We start from the raw sequence: 10691 nt of genomic DNA, 5'->3' as shown, positions 1-10691 counted from the left end.
ACCAGTACCCGCCGTTCGATTCACGGCCAGTTCCCGACCGGTCTGCCGACTGGTTCGCGGCCACGAGAACGTCTCTGAGTGTGCTAACGAGACCCATAGATTCGGCTCGTTGGCTCGATTGTTAAATCCCCGGTCAGGTGACCGAACACGGTGCACGACCGTTCTCACAGGTGCACGACCGCTCTCACAAGTGCACGACTCACACAACACGTCGATGCGAGTCACGTCGACGAGACGAGACACCGCTGGCATCGCCGACGTGTCTCAGTAGTACATCCGATGGATGACCGGGAGTAGCAACAAGACGAGGAGGAAGAAGAGCGCCAACGCGGCGTACCCCAGATTCCGCAAGCGAACGCTCACCGGAATCTCGCCACGGAGGTCAGGGTCCACGGTCCAGACGAGACGGTAGTAGGCGGCGCAACTGCACCCGGCGGTGACGACGAGTGACCCGACGACGCCCGCCGCGATAGAGAGGCCGAACAACGTCCCGTAGAGTGGCCCGAACGAGACGACGAACATGAACGCGAGCGAGGCCACGACGAAGAACGGAACGGCGTCGACGCTCTTTCCGTGGCGATTCCGCAGGTACATAGCCCATACTACGCGCTACGACGACAAAGATATACTCAGCATATCCTCGTCCAGAGTGTCACAGTAGGGAACGTGTACTCGGTGGTGTTTGCGGCCGACCCGTATCTCTCCACGTAACGAGTCCGTAACGCGACTCGCATCCGTCGTCGTGCGACTCCCTCGCGCCCCATTCGTGAACTACCCGCAGGGAGCCGCTGGCGGCCGATAGCCGCATTTATGTCCTTCGGGGGTCCGCTTATTCGGTAAGATGCCCATCGAAGACCGAGACGACGCGTACCTCATCACCCACGCGCTGGCAAAGGACACGCTCTCGCGCCTCCGAGACGTCCAGACGACGCAGGTTGCCTTCCGGAAAGGCCTCGTCAAACTCGGCCGTATCTGTGGCTACGAGATTATCGACGGCGCGATGGAGACCGAATACGTCACCATCCAGACGCCACTGGAAGAGACCACCGGTGAGCGTGTAAAGGGCCTCGACAACGTCGTCATCATCAACGTCCTCCGCGCCGCCACGCCGTTCGTCGAGGGCCTCCTGAAGGCCTTCCCGCGTGCGAAGCAGGGTGTCATCTCTGCAGGCCGCGACGAAGAGGCAGGCATGAGCGAGGAAGGGAGTTTCCCCATCACCATCGACTACGTGAAACTCCCCGAAATCACGGAAGCGGACACCGTCATCGTGGCCGACCCGATGCTCGCGACGGGGTCGACGATGTGCGCCGTCCTCGACCACGTCCTCGAAAACGCGGGTGTCGACCCCGAGAAACTCTTCGTCCTCTCGGCCGTCTCGGCCCCGGACGGACTCCTTCGCGTCGGCGAGCAGTTCCCCGAAGTCGACCTGCTGACGGTCGCTATCGACGACTACCTCGACGACGACGGGTACATCGTCCCCGGCCTCGGCGACGCCGGTGACCGTGCGTTTCGAACCACCTAGGCTCGCACTCGCGAAGCACGCGGGTAACGACTAAGTTACCGCCCACGCACTCCGAATCATGGACGACACTCGTACTCGCGGAGGGAGTCGGAGATGAGCGACCCATGTGACGGTTGCGGGCAACCGGTCGAAGACGCACTCGCACGGGCGGTTCGCCTCCAGGTCGACCGTTCGACGGTCGACGACCAACGACTCTGTCCGAACTGTTTCGCCGACTGGATTACGCGGTACAAAGACGAGATGTCGCCGAAAGCGTCCGACGCGTCGTCGGAATCGTCCGACTCAGAGATAATCGTCGACTGAGGCGAAACCCCCTCTTTTCGGGTCGAAAAGTGACCGGAGTCAGGGGGTTTTCGTTCGAGTCGAACGTCCCGAACCACACCTCATTCGAGTAGTGTGATAAACACCCACATACTCGACGATACCACGAGCACAGACACCGCCGAACCCCTTCGTTTCGAGTCGAACACGAGGGAACCGCCCCGCTCGCCGTCCTGACGAAGACTGCCGAATAGTTAATACTTCTCGAACGACATTTTCCCACGAACGACAGGTGATAGTTCTACGGTAACGTAGCCCACATTAAAACGCCGATTTATAATAATAATTTATAATTCATAGTGTGAAAATATACACATTTCGGAGTCTGACATGAACAGTGATTTATATTGATAAATACGAATGGTACTGTATGACTCGGAAGCTCGACCGTAGACAGTTTATCGCTGCAACAGGCGCAGTTGGTCTCGCTGGCCTCGCCGGGTGTACCGGCGGTGGCGACGGCGAAGAGACGACTACCGAAGGTGGCGAGGAGACGACGGCGGCCGAAGAGACGACGGCAGCCGAAGAGACCACCACCGAAGGTGACGACGGCGGCAACGGTGGGTCGGCCCGCCTCTCGTGGCACGCAGGTGGCACGGGTGGGACCTACTTCCCACTCTCGAACGAGTTCAAGTCGGTCATCGAGTCCGACACGGACTTCACCATTCAGGTTCAGTCGACCGGTGCCTCCGTCGAGAACGTCGGTAGCCTCGCACGCGGTGACGCCGACTTCGCACTGATTCAGAACGACGTCGCGTACTTCGCCCGCAACGGTGAGGGTATCGAGGCGTTCCAAGGGAACGCCGTCGAGAACCTCCGTGGTGTCGCCACGCTCTACCCCGAGACGATTCACATCGTCACGCTCGCTGACACGGGAATCGAGACGACGGGCGACCTCTCGGGTGCGACCATCAACACTGGTGACCTCGGCTCCGGGACGCAGGTCAACGCGAACCAGATTCTCGAAGCACTCGGTATCACCGACTACAACGAGCAGAACACCGGCTTCTCGCAGGCATCTGACCAGCTGAAGAACGGCGACATCGACGCTGCGTTCGTCGTCGGTGGCTGGCCAGTCGGTGCCATCGAAGAACTCGCTGCGACCGAAGACGTCCGCATCGTGCCCGTCGAAGGTGACGACCGCGAGGCAGTCAAGGGCGCCGCACCGTTCTACGCGGACGACGAAGTCCCAGCCGGTACCTACGGCCTCGAGAACCCCGCCCCGACCGTCTCGGTCCAGGCGATGATTGCGACCAACGCCGAACAGTCCGACGCGACTGTCGAGGCGGTCACTGCGGCAATCTTCGACAACGTCGACCAGCTGACCATCAAGACGGACTTCATCTCGGCGGAGAGTGCCCAAGACGGCATGTCCATCGAGCTGCACCCCGGTGCGCAGGCCTACTTCGGCTAACTCACCAGGGCGCCCTAGAACAGAAGTATACCAACCCGACCAATCCTTTCGATGCTCGATTCGAACCGAACACGTTTCCTCGTCGTAGTCGCCGTGTTAGCACTCGCTGTCGGCGGGAGTGCCGCCGTTCCTGGCGGGCAGGCGCTCGTCGTCGAAGATGCGGAGACCGGTGAGACGCTACTGACAGCGCCAGTTCAAGAAGATACTACCGTGTCCGTCGAGTATATGCACAGCGTCGAGAAGACGCGCGTCCTCGACGAGTACACAGTTCGAAGAAACGGTGAACTCGAGATGACGAGAATGGAGTTCGAGTCGTACGGGTGGGGCCTTCCAGCCTACGCTGACGTCCACAAGGAAAATGGGTCGTACGTCTTCGACCCAGAAGGAAGCTGGGAGGAAGTGTACATCAAGCCCGGCCACGTCGCCGGCCACAAACTCCACGTCGGAGACGAGACGTACGACCTCGTCGCGCTCTCCGATGCGCGCTCGGTTCGCCTTCACGTCACGAACCAGTCGGTCCTCGATGCTGCCCTCCACTGACCAATGACGAACAGAACACACGACGAGGGTCGACCCGACGACCCCAACGACAGCAGTGATGCCCCTCAGTCCGACCGCACGGGAGGACACGACGGCGACGTGCCACCGGTTCGAACCGACGGTGGTGAGGCGCCGAACGACAGTGAGGGGACCGATACAGACGAAAAGATATCCGAAGAAGAGGCACAGGAGATGCTGGAGGGCATCGACCGCAAGCGGACCATTGCCGGATGGGCCGCAGTCGTCACCTCCTTCATCGCCATCTCCTTCTCGGTGTTCCAAGTGTGGCTGGCGGCGCGTGGCTTCGACTTCTCCGCGACGCTTCCTCTCGTCGGAGAGGTTTCGCTCGGTTCACTGCAACTCCTGCAGGTGAACTCGATTCACGTCGCCTTCGCGCTCATCTTGGCGTTCATCCTCTTCCCGCCGACGACCGGACACGGTGCCGTCGCGGCACGTCTCGGGCGCGTGGTACCATCGCTCGCGTCGAGCCTCGGTGAAGACAGCCCACTCACCCGGGGCGCTGCCGGTGTTCGCCGGTTCGTCCGCTGGCTCGCCGTCGACCCGGACCGTGAGCGCATCACACCGGTCGACGTGTTCTTCATGGTGCTCGCCGCCGCGACGGCCGCCTACATGGTCATGGAGTGGTCCGAGATTCAGCAACTCCGTATCTTCGGCCTCGACGCGGGTCGGACCGTCGCGGAGTACCTCGGCCCACTCGGCTTCGTCGCCGAGATTATCAGTGCCGTCGGTATCCCCCTCGCGGACGTGTCGTACCCGTTCTTCCTCGGTGTCGTCGGCGTCCTCTTGGTGCTGGAAGCGACCCGACGCTCGCTCGGGTTCTACCTGACGCTCATCGTCGCCTCGTTCATCGTCTACGCAAAGTACGGATTCCTCATCTCGCCGACGACGCCCCTCATCGGCGTCCTCTCCATCCCCGAAGGGACGTGGGCGAACATCATCCAGAACCTCTGGTACAACACCGAAAACGGTGTGTTCGGCATCCCGGTCACCGTCTCGGTGCAGTTCATCTACATCTTCATCCTGTTCGGGGCGTTCCTGGAGATGTCCGGCGCAGGCCAGTGGTTCATCGACCTCGCGTACGCCGCGACGGGGACCCGAAAAGGTGGCCCGGCGAAGGCGTCCATCCTCGCGTCCGGGTTCATGGGGACCATCTCCGGGTCCTCGATTGCGAACACCGTGACGACCGGTGCCTTCACCATCCCGTTGATGAAGCGGTCTGGTTACCGCTCTGAGTTCGCAGGTGCCGTCGAGGCGTCCGCGTCCTCCGGCGGGCAGATTCTCCCGCCCGTCATGGGCGCGGCAGCGTTCCTGATGATCGAGTTCATCGGCGTCCCGTTCTCGGACATCATCATCGCGGCGGCGATTCCCGCCGTCGTGTTCTTCTTCGGGGTGTGGGTCATGGTCCACCTCGAAGCGACTCGGGCCAACATCGGTGGCCTCGACCGCTCTGAGGTCGTCGACCTTCGCTTCCACCTCGCACGCGGGTGGTTCTACCTCATCCCGATTCTCCTGTTGCTGTACTACCTCCTCGTCGAGCGTCTGACCGTCGCGCGGTCCGCGTGGTTCACGCTCATCGCCATCATGGCGCTCCTCTCGGTGGTCGCAGCGTACAACGGGCGGACCAGAATTCCACTCGTCGGTGGCATCGCGGCACTCTTCGTCGCACAAATCGCCGCGTACGCCACAACTGGTGTCGGCATCATCGACGCCATCACGGGCGGTAGCGGTGAAGCACTCGGCATCGTCGATGCCGTCCTCGCTGCCGCCGGTGAACTTGGCATCATCGCCATCTTCGTGAGTCTCGTCGTGATGCTCGCTCGCCCGGCACTCGAATCACCACTCCTCGAATTCGACGAGGCAGTGGACGACGCGTCCGACCGCATCGCAACCGCCGTCTCTCGGCCGTCGCTGTCGGACGTCAACGCGTTCCGCTACGTGACGTTCATCGGCAAGTCGATGGACTCTGGTGCTCGAACCTCGACGGAAGTCGTCGTCGCCGTCGCCGCCGCGGGTATCATCCCCGGCGTCGTCAGCGCGACGGGTCTCGGACCGAACCTGACGGCACTCATCAAAGCAGTCGCCGGCGGGTCTATCGTCCTGCTCCTGCTCTTTACGGCCATCGCCTCCATCATCCTCGGGATGGGGATGCCGACGACGGTGACGTACATCATCCTCGTCTCCCTCCTCGGCCCGGCCATCGCGCAGTCGTCGGACATCCCGCTTCTGGCGGCACACCTGTTCATCCTCTACTTCGGGGTGATTGCAGACATCACACCACCGGTGGCAGTGGCAGCGTACGCCGCGTCTGGTATCGCCCGGTCTGACCCGTTCCAGACCGGGGTCAAGGCGTTCTCGCTGTCACTCAACAAGGCTGTCGTCCCGTTCGCGTTCGCACTCACGCCCGGCATCCTCCTGCTCCGCGGCCGTGGTGAACAGGCCGCAGTCGTCACTGGCGCGGATATCGCCGACATCGGGTACTTCATCCCCGAAGTCGTCATCCCCGTCGTCGGGGTTCTCGTCGGCGTCATCGCGCTAGGTGTGACAGTCATCGGCTACTTCTACAGCCGCGTGACCCGCGTCGAGCGTGGCCTCTTCGCCGTCGCCGCGTTCCTGCTGATGGCACCGATGCTGATACTGAACGCGGTGTTCGACCTCGGCGGCGCACTCGGACTCGTCGGGACCGTCCCCACGACGGTCACTGTCGACCTGGCGATGCGCGGCCTCGGTGGAATTATCTTCGGCGCACTCGCGCTGAAGAACCGCCGCGAAGCAGAACAGGGGAAGCGAGAGGCCCCAGCAGGGTCACCCGAACCGACTGACTAACTCGGTCAGTTCGCGGTTCGGTCTTCGTTCCTCACGTTCGCTGCTCATTCTATCTCGACACGGCCACTCGTCGCACTCCTGAGTCTATCGCGGAGTGCGTCGGCGTCGTCGATGGGGACGCGAACCGAAAAGGAGACCCGTTGGTCGTAGTCGGCTTCGAACTCGACGCCCGTCGATTCGAGGATGCCGCGAACGTCCCCGGAGTCGTCGTAGTCGACCGTCGCGGTGAACCGTTCGTGCGGTATCTCTTCGACGATACCGGCCGCGTCGAGGGCTTCTTTGACGGCGCGAGAGTACGCCCGAGCGAGGCCACCGACACCGAGGTTGGTCCCGCCGTAGTACCGGGTCACGACGGCGACGACGTTGCGCACGTCTTGCTGGACGAGGACGTTGAGTGCAGGTTTCCCCGACGACCCGGTGGGTTCGCCGTCGTCACTCTGGTACTCGCGAAGCATGACGTTCCCCCCGCCGGGGACGGCAGACGACGCCGCACCTGCTGGCACGCGGTACGCGGGGACGTTGTGCGTCGCGTCCGGATGTCGGTCTTCGATGTCGTCGATGAACGCCTCCGCCTCTGCAACCGTCTCTGCGGGCGAGATGTAGCCGATGAACTCAGAACCACTGACTTCGAACCGCGCTTCGGCCCGGCCTGTGACGGTACGGTAGGCGTCAGTCATGACTCCGAGTTGGCATCGCGGTATGCAAAAGGATTCCCACCGGGCGGAGGTGTCCGGTCGTCAGAATGGCCCGGTCGTCAAGTCACTGTCCGCAGGCGTTCGCGTACGACGTACACCCGTTTTGGATACAGACCCCGCAGAGGTGGCGTGTCTCCGAAATCTGCGCACCACAGCACATACAGTTGCGGACGTGAGACATGAGACTAGATAGCAGGAAATCACATATGAATCTTATTGCTAGACTGACAGAAACTACGACGAACTAACAGGGTAGACGGGTTCAGGCGATGGTGATGCGCCGGACGAACCCGAGGTTCGAGAGGTCGTTGAGTAAGTCGCCGGGGACGGGTTCGTCGGTGATGATGTAGAGTTTCGGGTCGTCGGTGAACTCGGGGTCCTCGCTAATCGTCTGGCGGATGGAGATACCGGCGTCGGCGAGTTTCGAGGTGACGGTAGCGACGATTCCCGGTTCGTCCGCGTTCGCAACCTCGACGGTGAGCACGGAGAGGTCGAGGACCGGGGCGAGGTCCATCAGACTCGGAATCGCCGAGATGTTCTGGAAGATGCGCCGGAGTTCCTCGTCCGCGAGGATGGCGTCTGTCGTCGAGTCCACCACGCGCCGGTCGACGCCGGCCTCGCGGGCGATGCCAGTGTTCGGAATCTCGATGCCGCCCGAAACGACCCGTCCCTGGTCGTTCACGGAGAAGCCGCGTTCCAAGAGCAGTCGAATGACAGCCTGTTGGCTCGGACTGCCTTCGAACTTCTCCATAATCTCGTCGAACATTCGTCGTCCCGCAGTTTGCGGGCAGTCACATTAAGTGGTATGTCGAACGCACGACTGGACCGTGGTCGGTGCGTCCTCTCACGGGCCACCGACCGGGCCGGCAAGAGGGTTTAACCGTCGTCGGGAAGACGCCTCGTGCATGCGCCAACTACGCACGTGCGACTTCTGCGGTGCCGACGCCGCCGGTGTCTTCGAGGTACTCCCGCCGGAACTCACGCCCGCAGACGACCAACGACGGGTCGTCCTCTGTGAACACTGCGAGGAGACGCTGACGGACGTCGTCGAACCGCTTCTCACGCGACTCGGCGTCGAAGCCGAGGTGGAAGTCCCCGACGACGCGCCCGCCGAGACGGGGGCATCTGCGACCCCCTCAGCAGGTGGTTCCGAATCGACTGGCGACGCTGCGACAGTCGACGTCGACGCCGTCGACCCGGCACCGTCGCCGCCCGAACCGGCCGACCACGACTCGCCGAACTCGCCAGAGACTGCCGCTGCAGACCCACTCGACACCGACTCGGTGCAGACAGACGAGAGCGAATCGAGTTCCAACGACGAGACTGATGGAGACGACTCAGTCGACGCCGAAGGTGACGCTGGTGGCGAAGACGAGACGGGAGACGACGCTAGCAGCGACGAACCAGCAGGCGACGCCGAGGGTGACGACGTCACCACCGACGACACACCGGCTGAGCCCCCACAGTTCAGAAAAGTCGTCCGTATCCTCCAGAACCGCGAGTTCCCCGTCGAGCGAGCGGAGGTGGAAGCACTGGCGTCGAACGCGTACGACCTGGACGACGACCAGGTCGCAGATATCTTCGACTACGCAGTCGAGCGCGGACTCCTCGTCGACGACGGCGGAACGCTCCGAAAACCCTGAGGACTACAGCTTTCCTTTCGTGCTCGGCGTGTCAGAGCGACGCGGGTCCACGCGAGTCGCGTCGTCGAGTGCGCGTGCGAGCGCTTTGAACAGCGCTTCGACCTCGTGGTGGGCGTTCTCGCCTTCGACACCGGCGTGGAGGGTGAGTCCGGCGTTCATCGCCAGTGACATGGCGAAGTGCTCGGCCATGACGCTCGTGAACTCGCCGACGTAGGGTTGCGAGAACTCGCCGGAAAAGTCGAAAAAGGGGCGACCAGACACGTCGACGACGACCGATGCAACTGCTTCGTCGAGCGGAACCTTTCGGTCGGCGTAGCGGACGATACCGCGCTTGTCGCCGAGTGCTTCCGTGAACGCCTCGCCGAGGACGATAGCCACGTCCTCGACGGTGTGGTGGTCGTCGATGTGCAGGTCACCGTCGCACTGGACGGTCAGGTCGAACAGGCCGTGTTTGGCGAAGGCCTCCAGCATGTGGTCGAAGAATCCGATGCCGGTTTCGACGACGGCGTCGCCGTCGCCGTCGACGGCGAGTGTCACGTCGATGGTCGTCTCGGATGTCTCGCGGGAGACGGCCGCAGTTCGGTCGGCGTCGCTCATATCGCGTTCGAGGGAGGCCGAACATATATGAATTCGCGTCGTCGGTGACAGAGGCCGACCACGTCAGCGTCGAACTGTCCACCACCGAAGTGGGCGAGCCGCAAGCGCGACGATGGCGGCGGTCCGCTCCAGCAAAAAGAGACTCACAGAGAAGAAGAGAAACAGGAGATACAACAGCAAGACGAGCACGTTTCGCCGTGGGGCACCTGAGACCATGCCCGGTACACGGTCGAGGAGACTCATTCACCACCGCCTCGCCAGTCGAGAGACACGAATTTCGTCGTTCACGCTGTGAGTCGCTGCGGTCGGTGTCTCACCCGACGAACGCACGCACGCAGTGTGAACGGCGAGCGACAGGGTGGCAATCACGTCTCTCTGTCGTGTCATTCTTCCACCTCCGGCGGTGGACCGTCGTTCCCGACGCGCATCGAGTACCGACTGTGATAGACGAAGGCGGCCGAAGAGAGCAAAAAGAGGGATGCGACCACTTCCGCCCACGCGATGTCGGGAATCGTCGAGAAGGGAAAGAGGTCGGCCCACGCAGCACCGACGAGCACAATCATCCCCGCAGAGAGCAAAAAGAAGTAGACGCTCCACGGGATTTGCTCTTCGGAGACTGTCTCGAGGTAGACGTCGATTTCTCTGCCATACTCGGTGAGTTCGACCGTTCCACCACGTTGGTCGTACTGGACGAGTCCCAGTTCGTCCATCTTCGGTGCGTGAAACTGATACAGTGACGTGTGGACGTTCTTCCGGTCGTCGTACGACAGTTCTCGTGGGTCGGTTCCGAGTTCCCACGCTGCAACCTGCCTCGAAATCTCCGAGAGTTCGACCGGTTCGTCGCCGTCGATGCGTTTGAGATGGTGCAAGGCGTACCGGCGGCGGCGGTTGCTCAGTGCCTCGAAGACGTCGTCTCTGGTCGGTGGGTCCACCGAATCGTCGACCGATTCTATCGACGTCGCGACTCCGAAGGGGGCGTTCTGTTCTCTGGGTGTCGACCCGCTCATAGTTCCTCCATTGGATGTTCCTCGTGCTTCCCGTACGTGTTGAAGAAGAGACATTATCTTAGTTAGTCCCCTGGTAGACATCCTAACGTGTCTGTAACACCGAGATTC

Annotated in this window: 12 protein-coding genes; 6 read left to right on the top strand and 6 right to left on the bottom strand. The window is 62.1% G+C overall.

All coding sequences use genetic code 11. The features are described from left to right. Positions 1-264 precede the first annotated feature (264 nt). Positions 265-594: a hypothetical protein gene (locus AUR66_RS14645; RefSeq protein WP_058573017.1), complete on the bottom strand. Its 330-nt coding sequence runs from the start codon at positions 592-594 to the stop codon at positions 265-267. Positions 595-841: 247 nt separating this feature from the next. On the opposite strand from AUR66_RS14645, the gene upp reads away from it, so the two are divergent. From upp to AUR66_RS14620, 5 genes are all read left to right on the top strand, one after another. Further along, positions 842-1522: a uracil phosphoribosyltransferase gene (gene upp, locus AUR66_RS14640; RefSeq protein ID WP_058573016.1), complete on the top strand. Its 681-nt coding sequence runs from the start codon at positions 842-844 to the stop codon at positions 1520-1522. 93 nt (positions 1523-1615) lie between these two features. Continuing rightward, positions 1616-1825 (top strand): DUF7569 family protein, encoded by a 210-nt coding sequence (locus AUR66_RS14635; RefSeq protein WP_058573015.1) that lies wholly within the window; start codon positions 1616-1618, stop codon positions 1823-1825. A gap of 388 nt (positions 1826-2213) precedes the next feature. Continuing rightward, positions 2214-3257: a TAXI family TRAP transporter solute-binding subunit gene (locus AUR66_RS14630; RefSeq protein ID WP_058573014.1), complete on the top strand. Its 1044-nt coding sequence runs from the start codon at positions 2214-2216 to the stop codon at positions 3255-3257. Between the two features lie 51 nt (positions 3258-3308). Continuing rightward, the gene (locus AUR66_RS14625; RefSeq protein ID WP_058573013.1) at positions 3309-3797 is read left to right on the top strand and encodes a DUF1850 domain-containing protein; all 489 of its coding nucleotides are present in this window, start codon (positions 3309-3311) and stop codon (positions 3795-3797) included. 3 nt (positions 3798-3800) lie between these two features. Further along, complete coding sequence (locus tag AUR66_RS14620) at positions 3801-6641, top strand: TRAP transporter permease (protein WP_058573012.1); 2841 nt, start codon at positions 3801-3803, stop codon at positions 6639-6641. A 44-nt stretch (positions 6642-6685) separates the two neighbouring features. Here the strand turns inward: AUR66_RS14620 and AUR66_RS14615 are convergent, their stop codons facing one another. Together AUR66_RS14615 and AUR66_RS14610 are read right to left on the bottom strand one after the other, a co-directional pair. Continuing rightward, positions 6686-7318 carry an IMPACT family protein gene (locus AUR66_RS14615; protein WP_058573011.1) on the bottom strand — a complete coding sequence of 211 codons (633 nt, stop codon included), beginning with the start codon at positions 7316-7318 and terminating at the stop codon, positions 6686-6688. A gap of 280 nt (positions 7319-7598) precedes the next feature. Beyond that, the gene (locus AUR66_RS14610) at positions 7599-8102 is read right to left on the bottom strand and encodes an ACT domain-containing protein (RefSeq protein ID WP_058573010.1); all 504 of its coding nucleotides are present in this window, start codon (positions 8100-8102) and stop codon (positions 7599-7601) included. A 139-nt stretch (positions 8103-8241) separates the two neighbouring features. Here AUR66_RS14610 and AUR66_RS14605 point away from each other — a divergent pair, with 139 nt between their 5' ends. After that, positions 8242-8979, top strand: a complete 738-nt coding sequence (locus AUR66_RS14605) for a hypothetical protein (protein WP_058573009.1) — start codon at positions 8242-8244, stop codon at positions 8977-8979. Between the two features lie 3 nt (positions 8980-8982). Here the strand turns inward: AUR66_RS14605 and hisB are convergent, their stop codons facing one another. The 3 genes from hisB to AUR66_RS14590 all read right to left on the bottom strand — a co-directional run bounded on the left by hisB (position 8983) and on the right by AUR66_RS14590 (position 10583). Continuing rightward, complete coding sequence (gene hisB, locus AUR66_RS14600) at positions 8983-9576, bottom strand: imidazoleglycerol-phosphate dehydratase HisB (protein ID WP_058573008.1); 594 nt, start codon at positions 9574-9576, stop codon at positions 8983-8985. A gap of 63 nt (positions 9577-9639) precedes the next feature. Continuing rightward, positions 9640-9819, bottom strand: coding sequence for a hypothetical protein (locus tag AUR66_RS14595; RefSeq protein ID WP_058573007.1), 180 nt, complete (start codon positions 9817-9819; stop codon positions 9640-9642). Between the two features lie 140 nt (positions 9820-9959). Beyond that, positions 9960-10583: a DUF7344 domain-containing protein gene (locus AUR66_RS14590; protein ID WP_058573006.1), complete on the bottom strand. Its 624-nt coding sequence runs from the start codon at positions 10581-10583 to the stop codon at positions 9960-9962. Positions 10584-10691: the final 108 nt, after the last annotated feature.

Source organism: Haloferax profundi, assembly GCF_001469865.1.
GTDB classification, from domain to species: Archaea; Halobacteriota; Halobacteria; order Halobacteriales; family Haloferacaceae; genus Haloferax; species Haloferax profundi.
This window is presented reverse-complemented; position numbering and strand designations above follow the sequence as displayed.

Coding starts and splice junctions, on each gene's coding strand:
- hisB (WP_058573008.1), bottom strand. CDS start 9,576: ATGAGCGACGCCGACCGAACTGCGGCCGTCTCCCGCGAGACATCCGAG.
- AUR66_RS14615 (WP_058573011.1), bottom strand. CDS start 7,318: ATGACTGACGCCTACCGTACCGTCACAGGCCGGGCCGAAGCGCGGTTC.
- AUR66_RS14645 (WP_058573017.1), bottom strand. CDS start 594: ATGTACCTGCGGAATCGCCACGGAAAGAGCGTCGACGCCGTTCCGTTC.
- AUR66_RS14590 (WP_058573006.1), bottom strand. CDS start 10,583: ATGAGCGGGTCGACACCCAGAGAACAGAACGCCCCCTTCGGAGTCGCG.
- AUR66_RS14595 (WP_058573007.1), bottom strand. CDS start 9,819: ATGAGTCTCCTCGACCGTGTACCGGGCATGGTCTCAGGTGCCCCACGG.
- AUR66_RS14605 (WP_058573009.1), top strand. CDS start 8,242: ATGCGCCAACTACGCACGTGCGACTTCTGCGGTGCCGACGCCGCCGGT.
- AUR66_RS14630 (WP_058573014.1), top strand. CDS start 2,214: ATGACTCGGAAGCTCGACCGTAGACAGTTTATCGCTGCAACAGGCGCA.
- upp (WP_058573016.1), top strand. CDS start 842: ATGCCCATCGAAGACCGAGACGACGCGTACCTCATCACCCACGCGCTG.
- AUR66_RS14620 (WP_058573012.1), top strand. CDS start 3,801: ATGACGAACAGAACACACGACGAGGGTCGACCCGACGACCCCAACGAC.
- AUR66_RS14635 (WP_058573015.1), top strand. CDS start 1,616: ATGAGCGACCCATGTGACGGTTGCGGGCAACCGGTCGAAGACGCACTC.
- AUR66_RS14610 (WP_058573010.1), bottom strand. CDS start 8,102: ATGTTCGACGAGATTATGGAGAAGTTCGAAGGCAGTCCGAGCCAACAG.
- AUR66_RS14625 (WP_058573013.1), top strand. CDS start 3,309: ATGCTCGATTCGAACCGAACACGTTTCCTCGTCGTAGTCGCCGTGTTA.